We start from the raw sequence: 24,312 nt of genomic DNA, 5'->3' as shown, positions 1-24,312 counted from the left end.
TTGCGGCGGGTTCGGGTGCGCTTAAAGATCAGGCGCGCGGTCGACCAGCGTCTGAAACAGGACGTTTGCGGCCTCCTGCGGGGTCGAGGCGGCAAACCAGACAGGATCGGTCATCAGGACGACATGATCCTTTCGGGCGGCGGGGCCCGATGCTTCGCTTTCGTAAATGCCGCAGGCGCGACGCTGCTTCCGATTGAACGCGATTTCGAGAACCCCCGAAGGCGGCGCATCCAGCGCCTCGAAGATCTGCAGAACGTAGCCGCGAAATCCGGTCCGCCCCCCATTTGCGTCAATCTCATCGAGAACGGACGGATTGAGCTCCGCCTGCCCCACTGGAATGGGTCGTGTCCAGAATGGCCCCCGGTCACTGCGGTCCGCGCTCAGCATGTCACTCGCCCTCGTCGCCTTGGAGCCGCGATCTTAACACTTGATCGGCGCGCATTCAGCCGATCCAGAATAGAATATGGCCCGCCGCACCCGCCTGCTGGGTTGCAAAGCGCAGCTTTTCCAGGCGAGGATCGGGTTGGTGGGCATGTTGGCGCCATCCTGGAGACTGGGCAGCGCGCTGCAAGCGTCACAGCATCGACGCAGGCTCATGCGATCGTCTACCGTGACGCAGCAACAGGGGGATGGAACAATGCGCAGAATGCTCCGCGGACTGTCGGTCATTGCAGTGCTGGCCTTTACGATCGGCACCGGCGTCGCGAACCCCGCCGCAGCCCAGGGCGGATCACAGGACCGCTCACGCAATGCCGAGGCATCGGGAAGGCCGTCCGCCGCGCCTGCGAAAAACAAGCGTCCTGCCGTGGTCGTCAACCACCCTCCGCCGAGGAACGGAGCCTACTACAAGGGCATATTCCGCAATTAAGAGCAGCGGCTGAAGGCGCAGCGGGCAGAGGGTTTTCACGTTGATCCGCCTGCGCACGTCAACCGAGGCTCCCCATGGACCGACATCCTGACCGGTCTTCGAAAAGGCTTCGGGGCGAGGGCGTGAGCAACGCCGAAGGTTATCGCCGCCTGCCTGGTCTATCCTCTTCAGGAACGACGACGGTGCAGCAGCAGAGCGAACACCGGCGCCCCGACCAATGCGGTCACGATGCCTGCCGGCAACTCGCGTGGCGCAATGACACTGCGTCCCAACATATCGGCGACGACGACGAGAACAGCGCCGAGGACCAGCGAAACAGGTAGAAGGCGCGCATGTTTCGGACCGGCGAGAAGCCTTCCGGCATGCGGCGCGAGCAGACCGACGAAGCCGATAGCGCCGACGGACGACACCGCGCCGGCGACGAAGGCGGCGGCGCACGCGGCCGCAGCAAGACGGGTTCTGCTGGTCGAGAGCCCCAGCGACCGTGCCGTGTCGTCACCGAGGACCAGCACATCGAGCCGCGAGCAGAACGACACGGCTGCAACGAGCAGAAGCAGGAGCCAGGGTAGGAGGGCTACCGCGTCGTCCATGCCGCGAGCATGCGTGGACCCTGCCAGCCACGACAAGGCCTGCGTGGTCTGCAGCCGCGCCTCGACGACGACGATGGTGCCGCAGGCGCCGAGGCTCGCCGCAAGGGCAATGCCGTAAAGCACCAGCCTTTCCGGTGTCCGGTGAACGCCGAAGGCAAAGAGGCAGAACAGGGCGGCAAAGGAACCCGCAGCCGCCACCAGCTGGAAGCCCGGCGAGCCCGGCAGCAACCCGCCGAGAAGCGCCACAAGACTGAAAAGGGCTGCCCCCTGTGCCAGACCCAGGGTTTCCGGCCCGCACAAGGGATTGCGGGTGGCCGCCTGAAGGAAGACGCCGGCGCCAGCCAGAAGCATGCCGGCGCCCATGGCGACCAGAAGGCGCGGCGCCCGCAAATCGAAAACGGCCACCAGCTCCGACACGGTCCTGGCGACGCCGTCGCCGACGGCGAGTGCCGACGCGACGGCAACCGCCGATGCGACCAGGAGAACAGCAAAGAGGAGGCTGGCCGGCAGCCGAGCGGATATCGAAAGCGCCCGCGGCCGCTGTTCCTGGCCGATCCTGGCAAATCTGAGCAGGACCAGCATTGCCGGGGCTCCAAGGCAGGCAACGATCGCGCCGGTCGGGATCGACGAGCCTTCGGCGCCCAGCCACTGTGCCGTGACGTCGGCAATCAGAACAGCCACAGCGCCCCAGATTGCCGAGAGGGGAATGACATGGCGATGCCGGGTGATGCCGATGCCACGGAGCAGATTGGGAACGGCAAGTCCGACAAAACCGATGGGACCGCCGAGCGTCACGGCCGATCCGGCCAGAACCACGCTGGCACTAAGGGCAAGCAACGTCACCGCCCGGGTCACGCCAAGGCCCCTGGCCGAATCCTCGCCGAGCCCCAGCAAATCGAGAGACGGCGCCATCAAGCTGACCACGAACAGCCCCGCGAAGACGGCCGGCCCGACGGTTGCGATCTTCGTCCAGCCTGTCTGGTCGAGGATGCCGGCCGACCAGAGGACGATGCCGGAGGCCCTATCGTCGGCCATCAGCACGATCGCCGACGAAATCGCCGCAAACGACAGCGAAACCGCGATGCCGGCAAGCGCCAGACGAACCGGCGGCGCACGGAGGCCACCACCCAGCGTCAGGCAGGCGAGCCCGCCGAAAACGCCGCCGAAAACGGTCGCCGCGAGGCTCGGCACATAGAACGGCAGAAGCAGCGTGACGATGACCAGCGCAAGCTGCGCGCCCGTCGTCACCGCCAGAATATCGGGTGCAGCAAGCGGATTGCGCAGCACGGTCTGCATCACGGCGCCGGCGACAGCGAGACAGATGCCGACCAGGATCGCAGCCGAAAGCCGGGGCGCGCGAATGGCCTCGATGATGGCTTGCGCCAGCGTCTCGGGGCGCGAGGGGGCCGCGACAATATCGCCCCAGGCGACCAAGCCGCCGCCCTGTTTCAGCGCCAGGAGCGCAAGGCCGATCAGCAGGACCAGCCCCAACCCGAACATCAGCCTCAGTGAAACTGCGGTCGACGCATGCAACGATGCCGAACGCACTAGCGATCGTCTCCAGCGCGATCGCGACCGCGATCGTCGCCGACCCAGTCGATCAGGCAGAAGGGTCGGCCTGTATGCGGATGCGCGACCACATCGACCTTGCACCCAAAGGCATGGCTGAGGCTCTGCGGCGTAAAAATATCAGCCGGCGCACCCGTCGAAAGCACCTGCCCCTTTTTCATCAGGATGACGTCGTCGGCAAATTCGATCACCTGATTGAGATCATGCAGCACCGCAATGATCGTCAGCCCATCCTCGCGGTTGAGCCGGCGCAGCAGCGTCAAAAGCTCTGCCTGATGGCGCACGTCGAGGAAGCTCGTGGGCTCGTCGAGAAACAGGATCTGCGGCTCCTGGGCGAGCGCCATCGCCACCCAGGCACGCTGGCGTTCGCCGCCGGACAGCGAGGCGAGTTGGCGCTTGCGCATGTCCGCGAGATCGACGGCGGCGATTGCCCGCTCGATCGCGTCCCTGTCATTGGTCCTCAGCCGCGTCAGCCACGGCCGATGCGGGTATCGCCCTTGCTCAACCAGTTCCTCGACGTTCAATCCCGCCGGCGTTTCGGGGTTTTGCCCGAGCACGGCAACCTGTCTTGCGATGTCGCGGCGGCTGAGACCGCCAAGGGCTTGACCGGCGAGCCGGATATCGCCGCCGGTCGGCGCCTCGAGGCCTGAAAGGCACTTCAGCAGCGTGCTCTTGCCCGAGCCGTTGGCACCACAGATCGCAGTGATCCGGCCGGGATGAATTGCCACCGAGGCCCGATCGACGGCAGCCACGCCATTGAAGACAACGCTGACATCCGTCGCCTCGATGATTGCGGCACGCCTTGCCTCAGCGGTGTCCACCGCCATCGCCGCAACGGTCACGACAGCACCTCGCGCAGTGCATTGCGCAGGGCCGAAACGGAGCGATATCCGACGTCAACAGCCGCCTCCTCCAGCCGTGCGCCTTCGGCACGACGCCGCATGACATGGGCGATGCGCAGACGCCGCCGCCACTCGGCAAAGCTCATGCCGGTCTGCATCCTGAATTTGCGGGTCATCGTGCGCCGGCTCATGCCCAGCATGTCGGACCAGCTGTCGATATCGAGATCGATGGACGGCCTGTCGGAGAGATCCATGCAGAGTTTCTGCAACCGCTTGTCCTGCGGCATCGGCAGGGCGAAGGGACCTTCCTTGGCGCGTGTGATTTCCTGCAGGATCAAGGCGACGAGATGCCCGCCCCGGCCATCCTCGTCATAGAGCACGGGCTCTTCAAGCAGGGCCGAAACGGTCGCCGACAGCAACGGCGAGGTGGGAATGACCCGGACGGGCTCCCAGCCGAGCACCGGATCGGTCACCGGCTCGATGTAAAGCGACTGCATCCTTACCCGGCCATGACTGGTAACCGCATGCGGCAGGTTCGGTGCGATCAGCAGGCCATGCCCGCTCGGCACGATGAACGATGCATCCAGCGTTCGCGCCGTCATGAAGCCTTCGACACTCTGCAGCAATTGCCCGCGCCGGTGGCTGTGCCAGCCGAAATCGACACTCGTCTCGTAGAGACGTGTCATCGCCGCAACGGGCCGCGGAACCGTCTGAAGATCGATGGCTTGCTGCGGGCGCTTCACTTCGTCCTCATCAATTGCTATCCGCTGAGCGCTACCTTGCGTTGCGCCTCTCGCTCATGCCCGGCGGGATTGCTCTTCCGGCCCATATTTCGGTGAGCAATAGACACGGCACCGGGTATTTTCAAAGCGATATTTGGCCCATTTCCCTTATTCAATTACTTCGCACTTCATCGGGCCATATATTGGCCCGATCGCGATCGTTTTTGACCTGACAATGTTGACTACAAAAGTCTAGTTAGTCGCCGTAAGCGGTTCGACAGACCCGCAAGAAGACGACAGGCACCGACCTTTCTGCACCCGCAGGCGGGTCCGCCGCTCTGGACATGCAAGGTCAGGAAAATTGGCAATGGTACACAGGCATTCGAGTTCCGCGCGCTCCTCCAACGGCGACCTGCCGATGCGTTCCGCGCAAAAAGCCCGCTCGAAGACCCATGGCCTGCTGATTTCCAGTGTCGCCGGTTTCGCAATTCTGTCGCAGATGCCACTCGCCCATGCGCAAGATGGCCAGCCGGCGACAAAGCTGGAGACGATCACGGTCGACGGCAGCCGCGCCTCGACGAAGACCTCGCGCTCGCCCGGCGAAGGCTATGTTGCCAAGGACAGCGCATCGGCCACCAAGACGCCGACACCGGTCGCCGAGACGCCGCAATCCATATCGGTTATCACGCGGGCCAGCATGACGGATCGTGCAGTGCAATCCGTCGCCGACAGCCTGGTCTATAGCGCCAACGTCAACGGCCAGCGCTACGGCAACGACACGCGCTCCGACTACTTCACCGTGCGCGGCTTCCCGGCCGATCTTTATCTCGACGGCCTGCGCATCCCGCAGATCGCCAACCAGACAGGCGGCTATGCCGGCTTCCGCGTCGAGCCATATTTCCTCAACCGCGTCGAAGTCCTTCGCGGCCCGAGCTCGGCTCTGTTCGGCCAGACCAATGTCGGCGGCGTCGTCAACATGATCAGCAAGGACCCGTCCGACGAAGCAAGCGGCGAAGTCTACGCGCGCTACGGCAGCTTCAGCCAGAAGGAAACCGGCTTCGACCTCACCGGCCCGCTCGGCAAGGACGGCGATCTCGCCTATCGCCTTATGGGCATCTACCGTGACAGCGAAACGGGCATCAAGCTCGGCAAGAACGACCGTTTCGCCATCAGCCCGACGATCTCCTGGACGCCGGACGAGGATACGAGCCTCACCGTCTACGGCGCCTACATGAAGGACGACGCCGGCCAGGCTGGCGCGATCATCCCGGCGCGCGGCAGCGTACTGCCCAATAGCCTGGGAATGGCGATCCCACGGAACTTCACCGACGGCGACCCGCGCTATGACACCTATGAGAAGGAAACGGCCTATGTCGGCTATCGCCTGGAACAGGCGCTCAGCGACGACCTGACGCTGCGACAGAACTTCCGCTACTCCCGTCTCGACGCAAACTATCAGAACCTGTTTACCAGCGGCCTGCTCCCCGACGACCGGACCATCACGCGCACCATCTACAATGCGCAGCCGGTGCTCGACGCCTATGCGCTCGACACCAACCTCGAGTACAAATTCGATACCGGCCCGATGCAACACACGATGCTGGCCGGCGTCGACTTTCAATGGCAGCGCCTGATCAACAACACCGGCTCCAAGGTCGGCCCGACTCAGGATCTGTTCGATCCGACCTACGACCAGCCGTTCACGCCCGCGGCGCTTACGACCCGCCTCGACCAGATCCAGCGACAGGTCGGCATTTATGTCCAGGACCAGATCGAACTGGGTGGACTGCGGCTCACCGCCGGCGGGCGCCAGGATTTCGTCAACATCAGCTCTCAGTCCAAGGCGCTGGCAACCGGCGTGACGACGCCATACACACAGGATCCGAGCCAGTTTACAGGCCGCGTCGGCGCGGCCTATGTCTTCGACAACGGCGTCGTGCCCTACGCGCTCTATTCGACCTCGTTCCTGCCGGTGCTGACGCTGGCCAATACGCCGCTGAAGCCGACGACCGGCACGCTCAAGGAAGTGGGCGTCAAGTATGCGCCTGACGAAGCAGACTTCGACGTGACGCTGTCGGCCTTCGAGGCGACGCAGCAGAATGTGGTCAACCGTATCGCCACCGTCTATTATCAAACCGATGAAGTCCGGGTGCGCGGCGTCGAGATCGAAGCCAATGCCAGCCTTTGGGATGGCCTCAACCTGACAGCGGCCGCCAGCTTCCAGGATCCGGAAGTCACGGAAAGCCAGACCGCGTCGCAGATCGGAAAGATGCCCTATACCGTTCCCAAGCAGCAGCAGTCGCTGTTCGTCAGCTACGACATGCCCCTGCCGGACGCCTGGGAAGGCGAACTGGTGATCGGCGGCGGCGTGCGCCACATCGGCAAGACTGCCGGCGACACCACCAACACGTTCTTCGTCCCGGGGTACACGCTCGTCGATGCTTTCGTTCGCTACGAACACGATCGCTATCGCCTGCAGCTCAACGGCTACAACCTCGGCGACAAGACCTATGTCGCCGGCTGCAACACCACCACTCAGTGCTACTACGGCCAGGGCCGGTCCGTCGTCGCCACCGCGAGCATCAAATGGTAATCAGTCAGACACGACGGGGTTTCGTTTTCGGCGCCCTGTCGCTTCTGGCCGCACCGCGCCTTCATGCCGGCGAGCCGCGCAGGCTCGTCACGCTCGAATGGCTGGCAACCGAGATCGCCCTGCTGCTCGGCGAACGTCCCGTCGGCGTGGCCGATCTCGACGGCTATCGACGCTGGGTGTCGATCGAAAACGACGGGCTTGTCGATGCGATTGATGTCGGCGGGCGCCAGCAACCGAGCATGGAGGCTCTGAACCGTCTTCGGCCGGACCTCATTCTGTCTTCCGCCCTGCGACACCGGGCGCTCGAACAGCAGCTTTCGGAAATCGCCCCGACGCGGCTCCTCGATGACCAACCGCAAGACGGTGACCTGCTGGCCGCAGTCTACACCGCAACCAAAGCTGCAGGCGAAGCGCTCGGCCGCAGCGAAGCGGCCAACGGGCTGCTTGCGGATTTCGACAGGAAGCTTGCCGACATCGCGGCCAATATCACCGATAGCAAGCTTGGCGGCCAGCCAGTGCTGATTGCCCAACCGCTGCCGGGCGTGCCGCGCCTGCGCATTTTCACATCGAACTCGGCGGTGATGCAGATGTTCGTCCGGGCCGGCTTTGCCGCGGCCCTCGATCTGCCGGCCGAACCGTTCGGGTTCAGCACCATCGGGCTCGAGGGCCTCGCTGCGCTCGATGGAAAATCCAAACTTATCCTGCTTGCCGACGAAGCGCCGGTAGAATTGGAAAATAGCGCGCTGTGGCCGATGCTTCCGGTGGTCGCGTCGGGAGGCATGGTTCCAGTGGGCCTGCCAAGCTGGCCATTCGGCGGCCCCGCGTCGCTGCTCGGACTGGCGACCAATGCGATTGCGAAAATGCAGGCCTGATCGACGCGGGTCCGGCCGGGTCTATACGCTTGGCAGATCAGGGGCGAAGGCACAGTTTTTCGCCCGTCAGGCAAGTCGGACGCCGCCGCGATCGTGCGCGACGGCGTCCGGTGAAAAAGCAATCAGCTGTGTCTGATCGAGATGCTTAACCTATCGCGGCGTGACGTCGAAGCCGAACCACTTTTCTGAAAGCGTCTTGATCGTTCCATCCGCTTTGGCGGCTGCGATCGCCGCGTTGAACAGTGCCTTCAGTTCCGGATCGGTCTTGCGCAGGCCAACCGAACTGCCACGACCGAGAAAGCCGCCCTGGAAGCGGGGGCCGGTCGTGGTCATGTCCTCGTTTCCGGGCTTTTCGGAAGCGGTCGTCAGATAGGCCATCGAGGCCATGACCAGATCGACGCGGCCGGCAGCCAGATCAAGGTCGTGTTCTTCGGTGGTCTTGTACTCGCGCACCTCGACCACGCCCTTCAGATACTTGTCGACGAAGGCGGCACCGGTCGAGGCGATCTGGACGCCGATCGTCTTGCCTTCGAGCAACGGCTTCAGCTTCTCGATCTCGGCGACAGCGCCTGCCTCGTTCGATGCGAGCGAAAACACGACGCCCTTTTCAGGCAGCGCCGCGAGCGGGCCCGACTTCGAGGTAGCAAATGCCTGGCCCGTCGAACCGTAGGAGTCGCTGAAGTCGATGACCTGTTCGCGCTTGGCGGTCGCCGACATGCCGGAAATAATCGCGTCGAACTTGCCGGCGTTCAGCGCCGGGATCATGCCGTCGAAGTTCTGGACGTTGATCTCGCATTCCACCTTCATATGGGCGCAGAGATATTTGCTGAGCTCGATCTCATAGCCGTCGAGCGTGCCGTCGGGCTTTGTGAAGTTGTAAGGCTTGAACCCGCCTTCGGTTGCGATCGACACGCGCGTCCACGTCTTGTTTTCCGCATGCACGCCGGTGGCCGAAAACATCATCGTCGCGATGCACAATGCCTTCATTGCCGATTTCGTGTAGTTCATTGGTAGTTCCCCTTTTTTGAGTGGTTAAGGCCGCCGGTTCACGCCTTGATGAACCGCCGGAAGCGTTCGGATTTGGCGTTGCCAAATACCTCGTCTGGTCGACCGTCTTCCTCGATCTGACCCTGGTGAAGAAAGATGACCCGGCTCGAGACATCGCGCGCAAAGCCCATCTCGTGGGTGACGACCAGCATCGTGCGCCCCTCTTCGGCGAGCGCGCGCATCACGCGCAGCACCTCACCGACGAGTTCGGGATCGAGTGCCGATGTCGGCTCGTCGAACAGCATCACCGCCGGGCGCATGGCGAGCGCCCGGGCGATCGCCGCCCGCTGCTGCTGGCCGCCGGAAAGATGCGCCGGGTAGTGATTGCGCTTGGCTGCGATCCCGACCTTGGCAAGAAGCGCTTCAGCCTCCTCGATGCATTCGGCGCGCGGGCGCTTCTGCACGTGGATCGGGGCCTCGATGACGTTTTCCAGCACCGTCTTGTGGGACCAGAGATTGAAGCTCTGGAACACCATGCCGAGGCGCGAGCGGATGCGATCCACCTGGGCGCGATCCCGCGGGCGGCTCTTGCCGTTGCCGGCAGCAAGCATCTCGATGGTCTCGCCTGCAACCGTGACCGCGCCACGATCGGGCGTTTCGAGCATGTTGATGCAGCGAAGCAGGGTCGACTTGCCCGAGCCGGACGAGCCGAGAATGGAGACGACCTCGCCTTCGCGTGCGTCGAGCGAAATGCCCTTCAGGACTTCGATCGGGCCGAAACTCTTGTGGATGTCCCGAACGCTGATGGCGACGGGCGCAACGGACGACGCGGGCGAACTCAATGCGCTTCTCCTTCGATGATGGCGGGCAACACCGCGACCGGCTGCCTGAGGTGTGGGCTCAGCCGGAACTCGACGAGCTGCACCAGGCGGGTGAGCAGGAAGTTGATGGTGAGATAGATGGCGCCGGCGACGACGAAGACTTCGATCGCGCGGTAGCTCTCGGAGATGATGCGCGCCGCAACGCCCGTCACTTCCATGAGCGTGATGATCGATGCCAGCGACGTCGCCTTGACCATCGAGATCATCTCGTTGCCGTAGCCGGGCAGCGCCTGCCGGACGCCGAGGGGCAGCGTGATGCGCCGGAAGATCATGAAACGTGACATGCCGCATGCCCTGGCCGCTTCGATTTGTCCGAAAGGAACCGAAAGCAGACCGCCGCGGACGATCTCGCTGGCATAGGCGGCGGTGTTGAGCGCAAGCGCCAGCACTGCACACCAGTAGGGCTCCCTGAGGATCGGCCAGAGCGGACTATGGCGAATGGCCGGAAACTGGCTGAGGCCGTAGTAGATGATGAAGAGCTGGACGAGCAGCGGCGTGCCGCGGAAAACGAAGACATAGGCCTGCGCCAGCCAGCGCAGCGGCGCGATGGCTGAAAAACGGGCAACGGCGATGCCGACCGCCAGGACCGCGCCGAACGCGATCGCGTTGACCGCCAGCAGCAATGTCAGCGGGACGGCAGAAATGAGACTGACGAAGGTCTCCTGAAGGAAGGTCCAGTCCATCAGTTTCTCCTCACGCCGCGGCTGAAATGATGCTCGGCCCGGTGCAGGACGGCACTCGATACCGTCGAGATCGCCAGATAGATGCCGCCGGCGATCAGGTAGAAATCGAAGGGCAGGCCGGTGGAGCCTGCGGCAACCTGGGACTGGCGGAGCAGTTCCGCGACGCCGGTAATCGAGACCAGCGCACTCTCCTTGAGCACCACCTGCCAGACATTGCCGAGGCCGGGCAGCGCGTGCCGAAGGGTCAGCGGCGCAACGATGCGCCGGAAGCGCAGCCACCGCGGCATGCCGCAGGCAATCGCCGCCTCGATCTCTCCGGGTTGCACTGCCCTGAACGCGCCACGAAAAACCTCCGTATGCTGTGCGCCGGAGGTAATCCCGACCGCAAGCATGCCGGCAAGGAAGCCCGGAAAGCCGATGAAGCCTTCGGCACCGAACAGATGCCCAACCGCGGAGATTGCGGCGGAACCGCCGAAATAGAGCAGATAGATGACCAGCAGATCCGGAATGCCGCGCAGCACCGTCGTGTAGACATCTGCAACCAGACGCGTGACCGGCCCGCCCCTCACTTTCGCCCAGGCGCCAAGGACGCCGATGACAGCACCGGTCGCGTAACCCGACAGTGCGATCAGGATCGTCATCATCGCGCCGGCAAGCAGGATGTTTCCCCAGCCGTCGGGGCCAAAACTGAGGAGTTCGAGGATACCGGGTTGGGTCACAATGCCTGCGCTCCCTTTTCGGCGAAGCTTGCCTCGCGCACAGGAAGAGGCGGATCGACATCATCAGGGATCGGATTGACGAAGGGCGTTCCGTCGAGCCGGCTGCGATGGTCCGCCTTGGCGGCGGCCACCAGTTCGGGATCCGACATCAGGTCGATGGCAAGGCTCGCCATGGCTTTCGCCGCATGGGCCATGCCCTTGTGGGCCGCCGGCAGTTTTCCTTGGGCGACCAGCTGCCAGGAATGGCCCGGCGTGCCGATCGCATAGGTCGCGCCACGCATCTGCACCGTTGGGACGACCCAACTCACGGTGCCGACGTCAGTGGAGCCGACGATGCTGCCGTCGCCGCCATAAAGCGGATAGATCATGTCGCACAGTGGCTGCCCCTTGCGCGGCGACAGGCCGAAGCGGGCGTAGGATGCGGAAATATCGTCAGGCGTATAGGTGGCCTGGAACTTTCGCGCCGTCTCCAGGTCGGCGGCATCGAAGGCGGCAGGCCCGAGATGCTCGAGACAGGTGTGGAGCCGCGCCTCGAGCGGACCGTTGCCGACAAGATTGGCATCCCCGCTGATGACCTCATGGCGCACGGTCGTTTCCGTCATCAGCGCGGCCCCTTCAGCGATCTTCTTGACGCGCTCGATCAGGCCGAGCAGGTCCGGCAAGGAACGAGCGCGAATGAGATAACGCACCGTCGCGCGGGCCTGCACCACGTTCGGTGCGTTGCCGCCGGCATCGGTGATGGCATAGTGCACCCGGGCGCTCGATGGCATGTGCTCGCGCATGTAGTTGACGCCGACATTCATCAGCTCGACGGCATCAAGCGCGCTGCGACCGAGGTGCGGCGTCGCCGAGGCATGGGAGGCGCGACCGGAGAAGTGGAAATTGATCTCGTTGCAGGCAAGCGAGATCGGATTGTTGACGCCGGAAAAGGCTGCCGGGTGCCAGGAGATGGCGACGTCGACATCGTCGAAGGCGCCGGCCCGCACCATGAAGCCTTTGGACGAGCCGCCCTCTTCGGCCGGACAGCCATAATAGCGCACGCGCCCTTTCAGACCATTGGCCTTGAGGTAATCCTTGACCGCGGCAGCCGCAAGCATGGAGCCGGAGCCGAGCAGATTGTGGCCGCAGCCGTGGCCGTTGCCTCCGGGAACGACCGGGCGCTCTTCGGCCAGGCCCGCGACCTGGCTCAGGCCCGGAAGCGCGTCGAACTCACCGAGGATCGCGATCACCGGGCCGCCTTCGCCGGCCTCGCCCGTCACCGCAGTCGGCAGGCCGGCGACATTACGCTCGACGCGAAACCCCTCGGCTTCAAGCAGGCGGGCGTGCTCGCTGGCGGATTGAAACTCTTCGTAATTGGTTTCGGGACTGTCCCAGACGCGGTCGCTGAGCGCGAAGAAGGCCGGGCTCTTTTCCTCGACGATCGACCATACGTGTTCCGTATTCTTCATTGCGTTTAGCGTCCCACATGCGATAGTTACCAAAATTGGCGCCAATTTAGGATACAAAAATAATTTGCGCAATGGGCGGCGATGGATATTTTCGGTATCCATCTCACGCCGAATTCGCACCGATCGCGGATCGAACCAAACGAGCCCGCCGGCAAACGAGAAAACAGGAATGCCCATGACCGAAATGCACGATGTGACCGAAAATGCGGCCAACGACCGAGACGTCACCGATCTCGTTCTCGAAGACATCCTGACCGGGGTGCTTCCGGCCGGCACCTGGCTCAAGCAGATCGACCTGGAAAAGCGCTACGATTGCACCCGGCCGGAGGTTCGTCGGGCTCTTGACCGGCTGTCACAGAAGCGTCTGGTCGAACATGTGCCCAACCGCGGCTATCACGTCTATCAGCCGGACGGGCGGCGCGCGCAGGAAGTCAGTGACATCCGCGTCATCCTCGAAACCGCGGTGGCGGACCTGATGGTGGAAAGGGCCACGCCCGAAAGCATCGCCAAACTGCGCCAACTCGCCAGCCATTTTGACCGGATGACGATGGAGGGCACCGTGCTGGAGCACTACGAGGCAAACCTCGCCTTCCATCGCGAACTCTTGCTCCTGTCGGGCAACAACGAGCTTGTGGATCTCGTTTCCGAAATCCGCCAACGCACCTCGTCGGCACCGGTCTCGCAGTGGCGCACACGAGCCCGCGTCGAACGCTCGGCGCGCGAGCACCACATGATGGTCGATGCGCTCGAAGCCCGCGATGTCGCCGATCTCAAACACCTGATCGAGGCGCATATCCGCCAGACGGGCGATGCCGCCCCAACTGAAAGCGCTGCGCGTCAGGCATGACGTACCGTGCTTTCTGATGGGTAAAACGGCCGGTTCCCCCTGATTTCTCAGAGTTGTGACGGAGTGGTGCAGAACCTAAGCTCAAGGCGAAAATGAGGTTCTGCCATGTCAAACACCCGCAATCCGCCAGCAACCGATATCATCGAGATGCGTGAAGCTCTGGCCGAGTGGTGCACCCAGAACAATTGCACCCAATCCGACCCACCCGCCAACCGGATCGCGCTTCGGATTTTCGACGTCGCGAGCGGCAAGAAGCTTAACCGCACCGAGATCCTGGCCCTTCTGTCGAACGGCTAGAAAGCGGCAGGCACGCCGATCCCGGCTGACGGGACGGAGCCCCGGCGACGCCGGGGCCTTTTCGATCAGCGTTGCGCCATTCGGCTTGCCGTCAACTTGACGCCGTCGGCAATGCGGTCCCGGCCGATCGACGAGTACCCCATGCGGAAGAAGCGGCAGCTTTCCTCTTCGGTCGGAAAGAACGGCGATCCGCATTCGATCAGCACCCCGTCTTCCCGCAGGTCGGCCATCAGCCTGTCGGCATCCAGACCGTCAGACCCTTCGATCCAGAACGAGGTCCCGCCGAAGGCTGCCGATCCGGCGATCTTCAGTCCGTTGGCATTGAGCGCCTCTGCCATAACCCGATGGCGCAGGTGATATTCCTCCCGCATCCGGTGCAGCACGGCGTCGTAGTGGCCAAGCGCCAGGAAATAGGCGGCCGTGCGCTGCAGATGGCCCGGCGGATGGCGCAGCATCAGGGCGCGCAGCGCCCGCGCCTCCCGGATCACAGGCGCCGGCGCCACGAGATAGCCGAGCCGCAGACCGGGAAAGAGCGATTTCGAGAAACTGCCGATGTAAAACACCCGCCCGTTTCTGTCGAAGGCCTTCAGCGCCGGCGACGGCGGGGCGAGAAAGCTCATTTCGAACTCGTAATCGTCCTCGATGATGACGAAGTCCCTGCTTGAAGCGGCTTCGAGCAGCGCGACGCGGCGATCCATCGGCATCGTTGCTCCCGTCGGGGAGTGATGGCTCGGCGTCACGAACACGGCGTCGACCTGCTCAGGCAGGTTCGCCGGCGGCAGCCCGCCGTCGTCGACGTCCAGCACCGTGACCTTGGCACCGCTCAGCCGCAGCGAGGCACTCATATCCGGGTGGCAGGGGTTTTCACAGACGGCATGCGAGCCACGCCGCAGCAACAGCTGAATAACGATCCAGAGCGCATTCTGCGCCCCCACCGTCACCAGGATCTCATCGGGATTGGCCCGAATGCCCCGCCCGGGCAGCGTACGCGAACAAATGTAATTGACCAGTTGCACGTCATCCGACGCGGCGAAATCGCCGGCCATCAGTTCGAAGTCTTCGCGCGCCAGCGCTCGTCGGGCACAATCTCGCCAGGCGGAGAGATCGAACAGAGACGGGTCCATCTGGCCGTAGAGAAAGGGGTACGGATACCGCCTCCAGTCGAGCGGCTTGCGCATCTGCTTGGCGACACGAAAGGTCGAGCGCAGCTTGGACGACCAGTCCACAGCTTCCGCGTCCGGTGGAGCCACGTCCGCGCCGAGCACGTTGAAGGGGGGCTTGTCGGCGACCCGGAAACTGCTGCGGTCGGCCGCGTCGAGATATCCCTGGGTCGCCAGTTCCTGATAGGCAAGCGTGACGGTCAGGCGGGAAATATTGAGATAGTTTGCAAGCTTGCGGGTAGAGGGAAGCTGGGCACCTGGCGGCAGTCGTCCCGACAGCACGGCGGAAACGACCGTCTCGCGGATCTGGGCCTGCAAGCTGGCGCGGCCCGCCCGGTCGACGAAGAACACGGTTTCCGGAACAGAGATGCGCGCCACGTCCGATCTCCCAACGACGACAACTGGACTTATCTAACTTTCAATCTGGCTATAAAGCAAACGGCAAAGCTGCTCTATTCCTAATGGTCGAAAATGAGATCGGCAAAACAGTCGACAGATCCCGAAAAACGGGGTCGGAACCAGAGGGAAACACATGTTCTACTCCAACGCCTTGAAATATATGGCGGGGGCAGCCACGATTGCGGCCAGCCTCCTGACTTCCAGCCTTGCCCGCGCCGAGACCAACGTGATCATCGGCTACCAGCAGATCGTCGGTCCGTTCATCGCGGCGATCGCCGACGGCCGCTTCGACGCCGCCGCCAAGGAGGCGGGCTATATCGTCGACTGGCGCCAATTCAGCTCCGGCGGCGACATCTCGACGGCGCTTGCATCCGGCAACGTGCCGATCGGCGTTATCGGCTCGACCGGGACCACGGCCGCAGCAACCCGCGGCGTCGATCTCGAACTGTTCTGGATCCTCGACAACATCGGCAAGTCGGAGGCGCTCGTAGCCCGCGAAGGTTCCGGCATCGAGAAGCCCGAAGATCTGGTCGGGCGCTCGGTAGGCGTGCCGTTCGTCTCAACCTCGCATTTCCATCTGCTGGTCGGCCTTGAGCAGGTATGGAAGGTCGATCCGCGCGAAGTCAACATCCTCAACATGAAGCCGCCGCAGATCGTTGCCGCCTGGCAGCGCGGCGATATCGATGCCGCCTATGTCTGGCCGCCGGCCCTGTCGGAACTCCTGAAGACCGGCAAGGTGATCTCCGATTCCGAAGTGATCGGCGCGGCAAGCGTGCCCACCTTCGACGGACTGGTGGTCGACAAGAAATGGGCCGCCGAAAACCCGAAATTCATGGCCGCCTTCACCAAGGTACTGGCCGAATCCTATGCCGACTACAAGGCGAACGCCGCCAGCTGGACGGCGGACTCCGCACCGGTCCAGAACATCGTCAAGCTGATCGGCGGCGATGGCGCCGGCACCGTGGAAGCACTGAACCTCCTGTCGTTCCCGACGGCTGAGGAGCAGGCCTCCGAAACCTGGCTTGGCGGCGGTGCGCTTCGCGCGCTCACCGAAAGCGCAAAGTTCCTTGCCGACCAGAAGCAGATCGACAAGGCGCTCGACGACTACGCGCCCTATGTCAACAGCGCCTACGCGAAAGAGGCTGCGAAGTAGCCGACGCTTAGCTCCTGGCCACCCGTCGGCCAGGAGCGCCGCCAACGCCACTCAACAGCCGTTTTTCGAAAGGCCTTTCCAATGGAAACTCTCAATGTCAGCAATGTGAGCCTGACCTATCCTGGTCTCTACACGGACGAGGCGGTCATCGCGCTCAAGGGCGTCAACCTCGAGATCAAGAGCGGCGATTTCGTCGTGGCACTCGGCGCCTCCGGCTGCGGCAAGACCACGCTGCTCAATCTGATGGCGGGCTTCATGGCCCCGAGCGCCGGCGAAATTACGCTCGGACACCGCCGCGTCTCCGGCCCCGGTGCCGACCGCGGGGTCGTGTTCCAGAAGCACGCGCTGCTGCCTTGGCTCAACGTCATCGACAACACCGAATTCGGACTGAAACTGCGGGGCGTCGACAAGGCGACGCGCCACGAGGTGGCCGCCAAGAACCTTGCCCTCGTCGGCCTGCAGGATTTCCACCGGCACATGATCTATCACCTGTCCGGCGGCATGCAGCAGCGCGTCGGCATCGCCCGTGCCTTGAGCTGCGATCCGTCGATGCTGTTGATGGACGAGCCGATGGCGGCGCTCGACGCGCTGACGCGCGAGACCATCCAGGAACTGCTGCTGAAAGTCTGGCAGCTGACCAACAAGATGTTCTTTTTCATCACCCACAGCGTCGAGGAGGCGTTGTTCCTCGGCTCGCGGCTGATCGTGATGTCGCCGCGGCCCGGACGGATCACCCACACCTACGAGCTCGATTTCAACAAACGGTTCCTGGAAGGAGGCAATGCCCGTGCAATCAAATCCAGTCGCGACTTCATCGACATGCGTGAACAGATCCTCAGCATCATCTACGGCGACGAGCGCCAGTCCGGAAACCCGGAGCTCCTCCATGCTTGAGCGCGTGATGAAGGCCAAGCCGGTCAAGCCGGGCCGGATCTACGGCGCCCCCGGCGAAGGCATGAGCGGGCATATCAGCCTCCTGACCGCGCTGACGCTCGTCGCGCTCTGGCTGCTGATCACCGAGATGCAATGGGTGAAACCGCTGTTCCTGCCGTCGCCTTTGGCCGTCTGGGACAAGTTCGTGATCGCGCTGACGGAGGGCGTCTCCAACTCGACACTCGCCCAGCATACGCTCGCAAGCCTCGGCCGCGTGCTCGGCGCCTTCGCGCTGGCGCTCGTCACCGCAGTTCCGATCGGCATCCTCATGGGCGTCAACCGGGTGATGCGCGGGCTGTTCGATCCGATCATCGAGTTCTACCGCCCCCTGCCGCCGCTTGCCTACCTGCCGCTGATCATCATCTGGCTCGGCATCGGCGAATTCCCCAAGGTGTTCCTGATCTTCCTGGCGATCTTCGCGCCGATGGCGATTGCCGCCCGCGCCGGCGTGCGCTCCGTTTCGATCGAGCAGATCCATGCGGCCTATGCGATGGGTGCGAGCCGGCGTCAGGTCATCAGCCACGTCATTTTGAAGGCAGCGCTGCCCGAGATCTTCACCGGCATGCGCATCGGCATCGGTGTCGGCTGGACGACGCTGGTTGCGGCCGAAATGGTCGCCGCTCACCGAGGCCTCGGCTTCATGGTTCTGAACGCCGCCGAGTTCCTTGCCAGCGACACCGTGATCATGGGCATCATCGTCATCGGCGTCTTCGCTTTCGCTTTCGACCTCCTGATCCGCCATCTCGAAAAGGCGCTCATTCCCTGGAAGGGCAAGGTGTGACGATGCTCCCTTCGACAGGACGCCAGCCGCCGAGCGGATAACCGCTCGGCCCTAAAGGCCCCATCACCAGACAGACAAAGCCGATCCTGCCGGTTCATCCGGCCACGGCGAAGCCATGCCCGAATTCATCGCCTGCAACACGCAAGGAACTGACATATGACCGCCCCGATCACCGCCAACGACCTCTCCGACCTCTTCGACGCCTTCAACCGGCACGACATCGACGGCGTGATGTCCTTCTTCGCCAGCGATTGCATCTTCAACACGGTCGCCGGCGACGAAGCCCACGGCACGCGTGTCGAAGGCACCGATGCGATCGCCACCGCCTTCAGCGGCGTGTGGGGGACGATGGCGGATGCACACTGGGCGCATCACGGCCACTTCGTCCATGGCGACCGCGGCGTTTCGGAATGGACCTTTTCCGGCACCAACGCCGACGGCAGCCGCATCGAGGCGGAGGGCTGCGACCTCTTCACGCTGCGCGACGGCAAGATCGTCCGCAAGCAGGCCTTCCGCAAGAACCGGCCGCTGATTGCGGCTCCCTTCCGCTACTGAGTACGAGCCAGGCCAGGAGACCGACATGGAACAGCTTGTCAGAACACCACGGCAGAGCAAGCCCTTCGACCCGGCATACGATCCCAACCGCGCGCCCAATCCCGGCGACGGCAAGGACTATGCGCCGACCTACTGGATCGCAACGGCCGGCCCGCCGCCAGCCGACGACGGGCCCGTTTCGAAGGATATCGACGTCGACGTCGCGATCGTCGGCTCGGGATATACCGGCCTCTCCTGCGCCATCCATCTGGCCAGGGAGCATGGCATCAAGGCGACGGTGCTGGAAGCCAACGGCGTCGCCTGGGGCTGCAGCACCCGCAACGGCGGTCAGGCACAGATTTCCGCCGGCCGGCTCAAGCGCTCGCAGTGGATCGAGCGCTGGGGCGTCGATGTTGCAAAGAAGATGCACGTCGAAATCAGCGAGGCCTTCGATCTCTTCCGCGACCTCATCCGCTCGCCGGAGATCGCCTGCGACCCGCAGGACGGCGGACACCTCTATATCGCCCATCGCAACAAGGTGATGCCGTCACTGGAGGCGGAATCCTGGGTGCTCAATGATGTCTTCGGCTACCGCACCCGCATCCTCGGCCGCGACGAGATCCATCGCGATTTCGTCCGAGACAACGAAGCGGTCGGCGCGCTTTACGAGCCCGACGGCATGGGCATCCACGCGGCCAAGCTCGCCTTCGGCTACCTCACTCTCGCGCGAAAGCTCGGCGCCCGCGTTCATACCTCGAGCCCGGTCCTCGCCTGCACTCAGAAGGGCAATGTCTTCCACCTTCGCACCCCCGGCGGCATCGTTCGGGCAAGGGCCGTCTGCTTCGCGACGGCCGGCTATACCTCACCCGGCCTGCATCCGCTGACGAAGCACCGGCTGATGCCGATCCTCTCGAACTCGATCGTCACCCGCGTGCTCACCGACGAGGAACGATCAGCGCTGAACTTTCAGACGCACATCCCGCTCACCGACACGCGCACGCTGCGGCACTACTACCGGCTGCTGCCGGATGGACGCGTGCAGATCGGCAGCCGCAGCGCGATCACCGGCACCGATGCGGTCAACCCGAAACACCTCGACCGGCTGCTGGAAGGCCTCTACCGCAAGTTCCCGGTGCTAACCGGCATCAAGGTCGACTACTCCTGGTGGGGCTGGGTCGATGTCAGCCACGACATGATGCCGCGCATCTTTCGCCCGGATCCGAAACAGGCGCTGTTCTACGCCATGGGCTATGGCGGCAACGGCGTCATGTACTCGGCCCAGGCCGGACGACGCATGGCGCAGATGGTCGCCGGCAAAGGCGGCACCCTCGACCTGCCGATCTTCACCTCTCCTCTTCCCAGCCACGGGCTGCTGACGCCGTTCCGGCGCATCGGCCAGTGGGGGATGTACCGCTGGTACTACCTCAAGGACGAAATCCTCTAGCCGCTCGGTCGGCCCCAAACTCAACATGAAAGGAAACAGACAATGAAAATGACGACCGAAGAGGCTTTCATCAAAGTCCTCCAGATGCACGGCATCGAACACGCCTTCGGGATTATCGGCTCGGCGATGATGCCGGTCTCCGACCTCTTTCCGAAAGCGGGCATCACCTTCTGGGACTGCGCCCATGAAACCAACGCCGCGCTGATTGCCGATGGCTACACCCGCGTCACCGGCAACATGTCGATGGCGATCGCCCAGAACGGCCCTGGCGTCACCGGCTTCGTGACCGCGGTCAAGACCGCCTACTGGAACCACACGCCGATGCTTCTGGTCACGCCGCAGGCGGCCAACAAGACGATCGGCCAGGGCGGCTTCCAGGAAGTCGACCAGATGGCGCTGTTCGAGGAAATGGTCTGCTACCAGGAAGAGGTGCGCGACGCGAGCCGCGTTCCCGAAGTGCTCAACCGGGTCATCGAAAAGGCCTGGCGCGGCTGCGCCCCGGCGCAGATCAACATTCCGCGCGATTACTGGACGCAGGTGATCGACGTCGAACTGCCGAGCATCGTCCGGCTGGAGCGTCCCTCCGGCGGCAAGCAGGCGATTTCCGAGGCGGCGAGACTGCTGTCGGAAGCAAAGTTCCCCGTCATTCTCAATGGTGCCGGCGTGGTCATCGGCGGCGCGATTGCGGAATCGATTGCGCTTGCCGAGCGGCTCGATGCGCCGGTTTGCTGCGGCTATCAGCACAACGACGCCTTTCCCGGCGGCCATCGCCTGGCGGCCGGCCCGCTCGGCTACAACGGCTCCAAGGCGGCAATGGAACTGATCGCAAAGGCCGATGTCGTGCTCGCACTCGGCACCCGCCTCAACCCGTTCTCGACGCTTCCAGGCTACGGCATCGACTATTGGCCGAAGAACGCCGCGATCATCCAGGTCGACATCAACTCCGATCGCATAGGGCTCACCAAGAAAGTGACCGTCGGCATCTGCGGCGACGCCAAGCAGGTGGCAAGCCAGATCCTTGAGCAGCTGTCGCCCACGGCCGGCGACAGCGGCCGCGAGGAGCGCAAGGCACTCATCCACACCACCCGCTCGGCCTGGCTGCAGCAGCTGTCGTCGATGGACCATGAGGACGACGATCCGGGCACCGAATGGAATGCCTCGGCACGTCGCCGGGAGAGCGACCGCATGTCGCCGCGCCAGGCATGGCGGGCGATCCAGGCGGCGCTGCCCAAGGACGCGATCATCTCGACCGACATCGGCAACAACTGTGCCATCGGCAACGCCTATCCGAGCTTTGAGCAGGGCCGGAAATACCTGGCGCCCGGCATGTTCGGCCCCTGCGGCTACGGCTTCCCGTCGATCGTCGGCGCCAAGATCGGTTGCCCCGATGTGCCGGTGGTCGGCTTTGCCGGCGACGGCGCCTTCGGCATTTCGATGAACGAGATGACCTCCATCGGCCGCGCCGGCTGGCCGCCGATCACCATGGTGATCTTCCGGAATTTCCAGTGGGGAGCCGAGAAGCGCAACACGACGCTCTGGTACGACAACAATTTTGTCGGCACCGAGCTCAACCCCAACCTCAGCTACGCCAAGGTAGCCGACGGTTGCGGCCTGAAGGGCGTGACGGTCGACACGCAAGTCGATCTGACCGCCGCCCTGCAGCAGGCGTTGCAGGACCAGGCAAAGGGCGTGACGACATTCGTCGAGGTCATCCTCAATCAGGAGCTGGGCGAGCCCTTCCGCCGCGATGCGATGAAGAAGCCGGTGCAGGTCGCCGGCATCGAGCGCTCCGACATGCGGCCGCAGCAGCACGTCTGACATCCACCCCATGCCCGGCTGCTGATGTCGCCGGGCATGGGCTCCAATTTGGTATTCTCGGACGGGAAATTTGACATGAATGCGGTATCCGAAACGACCCGACGGTTTCAATGGCTGCCTGAAGCCCTGTCGACTTATGGTCCCGGCCTCCTGGTGACGGCGGCCGTCGCCATGGCGGCGCAGTTCCTGTCGGATCACTATGGCGCGCCCGCCATGCTGATGGCGCTGCTGCTCGGCATCGCCTTTCATTTTCTCTCCGAGGAAGGCCGCTGCGTCGCCGGCATCGAACTATCGGCAAAGATGATCCTCAGGATCGGCGTCGCCCTGCTCGGCATGCGCATCAGTGTCGACCTTCTGATCGGGCTCGGTAGCGGCACCATTTTCCTCCTGGTCGCCGCGATCGCCGCGACTATCCTGTTCGGGCTGGCGGCTGCCAAGGTCCTTGGCAGGGGCTGGCGGCTTGCGCTTCTGACCAGCGGCGCTGTGGCGATCTGCGGTGCATCCGCCGCGATGGCAATCGCCGCCGTCCTGCCGAAAAACGAGTTCTCCGAGCGCAACCTGATCTTCACCGTGCTGTCGGTGACGGTTCTGAGCACGCTGGCGATGATCGGTTATCCCATTCTCGCCCAAGCTCTGGGGCTTGACGCCCGCGGCACCGGCATCTTCTTCGGCGGCACCATTCATGACGTGGCCCAGGTTGTCGGGGCCGGTTTCTCGGTGTCGCCAGAGGCCGGCGAGACGGCGACGCTCGTCAAGCTCATCCGCGTGACGATGCTGGCGCCCGTCGTCCTCATCTTCTCCATCGCGCTTCGAAACGTTCCCCAGGAAGGTGTCGAGGCAGGCAAGCGCCCACCCCTGCTGCCCGGCTTCGTCGTCGCCTTCCTGATCCTTGCCGCCACGAACTCCGTCGGGATGGTGCCGGCTGCCGTCGCCGAGCTCGGCATGGAGGCGTCGCGCTGGTCGCTGCTGGCGGGCATCGTCGCCGTCGGCATGAAGACGTCGCTGCGCCGCGTGCTCGATGTCGGCGGCGACGCGGTCGCACTGATCGTCGCCGAAACCATCTTCCTCGGCGTCTTCATTCTCGCTGGCATGCATTATCTGGGGCACCTCTGATGAAACCGCTCGACAAGATCATCGAAACCGCAAGAAAAGCGCCGCGCCATATCGTGCTTGCCGAGGGCGAGGATGGGCGCGTGGTGGCAGCCGCCCTGCGCGCCCGCGCCGAAGGCCTTGCCGAGATCACGCTGATCGGGCGGCGCGAGATCGTCGGCGAACACCTGCGCGATCACGGCGGCGAGAAGCAAGACGTCCGGATCGAAGACCCGGCAACGTCAGCGCTGACAGAGCGGTTTGCCTTCCGGTACCACGAACTGCGCCGGAGCAAGGGCGTCGACCGAGAGGCCGCAGAGAAGGCCGTGCGCGAGGATTTGGTCTTTGCCGCCATGATGGTACGCGAGGACGAGGCGGACGGCACCATCGGCGGGGCGGTGGCAACCACCGCCGACACGGTGCGCACCGCACTACAAGTGATCGGTCGCGCGCCGGATGCCGGCCTCGTCTCCAGTTTCTTCCTGATGATGCTGTGCCAGCCCCACCATGCGAAGAAGGGCGCCTTCGTCTTTTCCGACTGCGGCCTCGTCGTCGACCCGGACGCCGCCGGCCTTGCCGATATCGCCCGCATGTCGGCACAGTCCTATCAGTCGCTTCTGGGGGATCGGGCCAAGGTCGCGATGCTTTCCTTTTCGACCAATGGCAGTGCCGCCCACGATCGCGTTTCAAAGGTGGTCGAGGCGACGAACATTGCTCGGGCCGCCCAGCCCGACCTGCTGATCGACGGGGAATTGCAGTTCGACAGCGCCTTCGTTGAAGCCGTATCGTCCTCCAAGGCACCCAATTCGGCGCTGCACGGGCAGGCAAACGTTTTCGTCTTTCCCAATCTCGATGCCGCCAACATCGGCTACAAGATCGCCCAGCGCATCGGCGGCGCGACTGCCATCGGCCCGGTTCTCCAAGGGCTCGCCAAGCCCGCCAACGATCTGTCCCGTGGCTGCACGGCAGACGACGTCTTCCACATGATTGCCGTCACCGTGGTGCAGGCGGCATCGCGATAAAGGCACCATCTAGCCCGCGGCCGTGGCCTCTTTCGCGGCGATCCGGCCAGAAGGCATTACC

23 protein-coding genes are annotated in these 24,312 nt (G+C 63.8%); 13 read left to right on the top strand and 10 right to left on the bottom strand.

Annotation, left to right across the window (positions count from 1 at the left end; translation table 11 throughout):
- Positions 1-21 precede the first annotated feature (21 nt).
- Positions 22-387 (bottom strand): hypothetical protein, encoded by a 366-nt coding sequence (locus tag LPJGGPFB_RS18905; RefSeq protein WP_173421482.1) that lies wholly within the window; start codon positions 385-387, stop codon positions 22-24.
- 250 nt (positions 388-637) lie between these two features.
- Here LPJGGPFB_RS18905 and LPJGGPFB_RS18900 point away from each other — a divergent pair, with 250 nt between their 5' ends.
- Positions 638-868, top strand: a complete 231-nt coding sequence (locus LPJGGPFB_RS18900; RefSeq protein ID WP_173421481.1) for a hypothetical protein — start codon at positions 638-640, stop codon at positions 866-868.
- Positions 869-1,035: 167 nt separating this feature from the next.
- Here LPJGGPFB_RS18900 and LPJGGPFB_RS18895 read toward each other — a convergent pair whose 3' ends face one another.
- From LPJGGPFB_RS18895 to LPJGGPFB_RS18885, 3 genes are read right to left on the bottom strand one after another with little or no spacing between them, the layout of a single operon-like run.
- Complete coding sequence (locus tag LPJGGPFB_RS18895; protein WP_345791050.1) at positions 1,036-3,006, bottom strand: iron ABC transporter permease; 1,971 nt, start codon at positions 3,004-3,006, stop codon at positions 1,036-1,038.
- Positions 3,006-3,869: an ABC transporter ATP-binding protein gene (locus LPJGGPFB_RS18890; protein WP_345791049.1), complete on the bottom strand. Its 864-nt coding sequence runs from the start codon at positions 3,867-3,869 to the stop codon at positions 3,006-3,008. Before LPJGGPFB_RS18890 ends, LPJGGPFB_RS18895 begins: the two co-directional genes overlap by 1 nt.
- Complete coding sequence (locus LPJGGPFB_RS18885) at positions 3,866-4,612, bottom strand: helix-turn-helix domain-containing protein (RefSeq protein ID WP_173421480.1); 747 nt, start codon at positions 4,610-4,612, stop codon at positions 3,866-3,868. The genes LPJGGPFB_RS18890 and LPJGGPFB_RS18885 overlap by 4 nt, the downstream gene beginning before the upstream one ends.
- 346 nt (positions 4,613-4,958) lie before the next feature.
- Between LPJGGPFB_RS18885 and LPJGGPFB_RS18880 the strand changes: the two genes are divergently transcribed.
- Positions 4,959-7,184, top strand: a complete 2,226-nt coding sequence (locus LPJGGPFB_RS18880; protein WP_234902933.1) for a TonB-dependent siderophore receptor — start codon at positions 4,959-4,961, stop codon at positions 7,182-7,184.
- Positions 7,178-8,056 (top strand): iron-siderophore ABC transporter substrate-binding protein, encoded by an 879-nt coding sequence (locus tag LPJGGPFB_RS18875; protein ID WP_173421479.1) that lies wholly within the window; start codon positions 7,178-7,180, stop codon positions 8,054-8,056. The genes LPJGGPFB_RS18880 and LPJGGPFB_RS18875 overlap by 7 nt, the downstream gene beginning before the upstream one ends.
- Before the next feature lie 150 nt (positions 8,057-8,206).
- Here the strand turns inward: LPJGGPFB_RS18875 and LPJGGPFB_RS18870 are convergent, their stop codons facing one another.
- From LPJGGPFB_RS18870 to LPJGGPFB_RS18850, 5 genes are read right to left on the bottom strand one after another with little or no spacing between them, the layout of a single operon-like run.
- Positions 8,207-9,064, bottom strand: a complete 858-nt coding sequence (locus LPJGGPFB_RS18870; RefSeq protein ID WP_173421478.1) for a transporter substrate-binding domain-containing protein — start codon at positions 9,062-9,064, stop codon at positions 8,207-8,209.
- A gap of 38 nt (positions 9,065-9,102) precedes the next feature.
- A complete protein-coding gene (locus tag LPJGGPFB_RS18865) occupies positions 9,103-9,885 on the bottom strand; it encodes an ABC transporter ATP-binding protein (protein WP_173421477.1) in 783 nt (260 codons plus the stop codon).
- A complete protein-coding gene (locus LPJGGPFB_RS18860; protein ID WP_173421476.1) occupies positions 9,882-10,607 on the bottom strand; it encodes an ABC transporter permease in 726 nt (241 codons plus the stop codon). Before LPJGGPFB_RS18860 ends, LPJGGPFB_RS18865 begins: the two co-directional genes overlap by 4 nt.
- Positions 10,607-11,326, bottom strand: a complete 720-nt coding sequence (locus LPJGGPFB_RS18855; RefSeq protein ID WP_173421475.1) for an ABC transporter permease subunit — start codon at positions 11,324-11,326, stop codon at positions 10,607-10,609. Before LPJGGPFB_RS18855 ends, LPJGGPFB_RS18860 begins: the two co-directional genes overlap by 1 nt.
- Positions 11,323-12,774: a M20 family metallopeptidase gene (locus LPJGGPFB_RS18850; protein WP_173421474.1), complete on the bottom strand. Its 1,452-nt coding sequence runs from the start codon at positions 12,772-12,774 to the stop codon at positions 11,323-11,325. Before LPJGGPFB_RS18850 ends, LPJGGPFB_RS18855 begins: the two co-directional genes overlap by 4 nt.
- Before the next feature lie 175 nt (positions 12,775-12,949).
- Here LPJGGPFB_RS18850 and LPJGGPFB_RS18845 point away from each other — a divergent pair, with 175 nt between their 5' ends.
- Positions 12,950-13,621, top strand: a complete 672-nt coding sequence (locus LPJGGPFB_RS18845) for a GntR family transcriptional regulator (protein WP_173421473.1) — start codon at positions 12,950-12,952, stop codon at positions 13,619-13,621.
- 105 nt (positions 13,622-13,726) lie between these two features.
- On the top strand, positions 13,727-13,918 hold the full coding sequence (locus tag LPJGGPFB_RS18840) for a hypothetical protein (protein ID WP_173421472.1): 192 nt from the start codon (positions 13,727-13,729) through the stop codon (positions 13,916-13,918).
- Positions 13,919-13,983: 65 nt separating this feature from the next.
- Here LPJGGPFB_RS18840 and pdxR read toward each other — a convergent pair whose 3' ends face one another.
- Positions 13,984-15,456 (bottom strand): MocR-like pyridoxine biosynthesis transcription factor PdxR, encoded by a 1,473-nt coding sequence (pdxR, locus tag LPJGGPFB_RS18835; protein WP_173421471.1) that lies wholly within the window; start codon positions 15,454-15,456, stop codon positions 13,984-13,986.
- Between the two features lie 154 nt (positions 15,457-15,610).
- On the opposite strand from pdxR, the gene tauA reads away from it, so the two are divergent.
- The 8 genes from tauA to pta all read left to right on the top strand — a co-directional run bounded on the left by tauA (position 15,611) and on the right by pta (position 24,251).
- Positions 15,611-16,630, top strand: a complete 1,020-nt coding sequence (tauA, locus tag LPJGGPFB_RS18830; protein ID WP_173421470.1) for a taurine ABC transporter substrate-binding protein — start codon at positions 15,611-15,613, stop codon at positions 16,628-16,630.
- An 81-nt stretch (positions 16,631-16,711) separates the two neighbouring features.
- Positions 16,712-17,524, top strand: a complete 813-nt coding sequence (locus tag LPJGGPFB_RS18825; protein ID WP_173421469.1) for a taurine ABC transporter ATP-binding protein — start codon at positions 16,712-16,714, stop codon at positions 17,522-17,524.
- Positions 17,517-18,344 carry an ABC transporter permease subunit gene (locus LPJGGPFB_RS18820; RefSeq protein ID WP_173421468.1) on the top strand — a complete coding sequence of 276 codons (828 nt, stop codon included), beginning with the start codon at positions 17,517-17,519 and terminating at the stop codon, positions 18,342-18,344. The genes LPJGGPFB_RS18825 and LPJGGPFB_RS18820 overlap by 8 nt, the downstream gene beginning before the upstream one ends.
- 168 nt (positions 18,345-18,512) lie before the next feature.
- Positions 18,513-18,899, top strand: coding sequence for a nuclear transport factor 2 family protein (locus LPJGGPFB_RS18815; RefSeq protein ID WP_173422229.1), 387 nt, complete (start codon positions 18,513-18,515; stop codon positions 18,897-18,899).
- Between the two features lie 25 nt (positions 18,900-18,924).
- Positions 18,925-20,322, top strand: coding sequence for an NAD(P)/FAD-dependent oxidoreductase (locus LPJGGPFB_RS18810; RefSeq protein WP_173421467.1), 1,398 nt, complete (start codon positions 18,925-18,927; stop codon positions 20,320-20,322).
- Positions 20,323-20,364: 42 nt separating this feature from the next.
- The gene (gene xsc / locus LPJGGPFB_RS18805; RefSeq protein ID WP_173421466.1) at positions 20,365-22,140 is read left to right on the top strand and encodes a sulfoacetaldehyde acetyltransferase; all 1,776 of its coding nucleotides are present in this window, start codon (positions 20,365-20,367) and stop codon (positions 22,138-22,140) included.
- 75 nt (positions 22,141-22,215) lie between these two features.
- Positions 22,216-23,253, top strand: a complete 1,038-nt coding sequence (locus LPJGGPFB_RS18800; protein WP_173421465.1) for a YeiH family protein — start codon at positions 22,216-22,218, stop codon at positions 23,251-23,253.
- On the top strand, positions 23,253-24,251 hold the full coding sequence (gene pta, locus LPJGGPFB_RS18795) for a phosphate acetyltransferase (RefSeq protein WP_173421464.1): 999 nt from the start codon (positions 23,253-23,255) through the stop codon (positions 24,249-24,251). Before LPJGGPFB_RS18800 ends, pta begins: the two co-directional genes overlap by 1 nt.
- The last annotated feature ends 61 nt before the right edge of the window (positions 24,252-24,312 follow it).

Origin of the sequence: Ensifer adhaerens, assembly GCF_013283195.1 — a bacterium.
Lineage (GTDB): Bacteria > Pseudomonadota > Alphaproteobacteria > Rhizobiales > Rhizobiaceae > Ensifer > Ensifer adhaerens_G.
Note: the sequence above shows the minus strand (reverse complement) of the source record. Positions and strands in the feature narration are given on the sequence as shown.

Bases quoted from the DNA above. Each gene is read 5' to 3' on its own strand.
- LPJGGPFB_RS18905 (WP_173421482.1), bottom strand. From the start codon at position 387: ATGCTGAGCGCGGACCGCAGTGACCGGGGGCCATTCTGGACACGACCC.
- LPJGGPFB_RS18900 (WP_173421481.1), top strand. From the start codon at position 638: ATGCGCAGAATGCTCCGCGGACTGTCGGTCATTGCAGTGCTGGCCTTT.
- LPJGGPFB_RS18880 (WP_234902933.1), top strand. From the start codon at position 4,959: ATGGTACACAGGCATTCGAGTTCCGCGCGCTCCTCCAACGGCGACCTG.
- LPJGGPFB_RS18875 (WP_173421479.1), top strand. From the start codon at position 7,178: ATGGTAATCAGTCAGACACGACGGGGTTTCGTTTTCGGCGCCCTGTCG.
- LPJGGPFB_RS18870 (WP_173421478.1), bottom strand. From the start codon at position 9,064: ATGAACTACACGAAATCGGCAATGAAGGCATTGTGCATCGCGACGATG.
- LPJGGPFB_RS18860 (WP_173421476.1), bottom strand. From the start codon at position 10,607: ATGGACTGGACCTTCCTTCAGGAGACCTTCGTCAGTCTCATTTCTGCC.
- LPJGGPFB_RS18850 (WP_173421474.1), bottom strand. From the start codon at position 12,774: ATGAAGAATACGGAACACGTATGGTCGATCGTCGAGGAAAAGAGCCCG.
- LPJGGPFB_RS18845 (WP_173421473.1), top strand. From the start codon at position 12,950: ATGACCGAAATGCACGATGTGACCGAAAATGCGGCCAACGACCGAGAC.
- LPJGGPFB_RS18840 (WP_173421472.1), top strand. From the start codon at position 13,727: ATGTCAAACACCCGCAATCCGCCAGCAACCGATATCATCGAGATGCGT.
- tauA (WP_173421470.1), top strand. From the start codon at position 15,611: ATGTTCTACTCCAACGCCTTGAAATATATGGCGGGGGCAGCCACGATT.
- LPJGGPFB_RS18825 (WP_173421469.1), top strand. From the start codon at position 16,712: ATGGAAACTCTCAATGTCAGCAATGTGAGCCTGACCTATCCTGGTCTC.
- LPJGGPFB_RS18820 (WP_173421468.1), top strand. From the start codon at position 17,517: ATGCTTGAGCGCGTGATGAAGGCCAAGCCGGTCAAGCCGGGCCGGATC.
- LPJGGPFB_RS18810 (WP_173421467.1), top strand. From the start codon at position 18,925: ATGGAACAGCTTGTCAGAACACCACGGCAGAGCAAGCCCTTCGACCCG.
- xsc (WP_173421466.1), top strand. From the start codon at position 20,365: ATGAAAATGACGACCGAAGAGGCTTTCATCAAAGTCCTCCAGATGCAC.
- LPJGGPFB_RS18800 (WP_173421465.1), top strand. From the start codon at position 22,216: ATGAATGCGGTATCCGAAACGACCCGACGGTTTCAATGGCTGCCTGAA.
- pta (WP_173421464.1), top strand. From the start codon at position 23,253: ATGAAACCGCTCGACAAGATCATCGAAACCGCAAGAAAAGCGCCGCGC.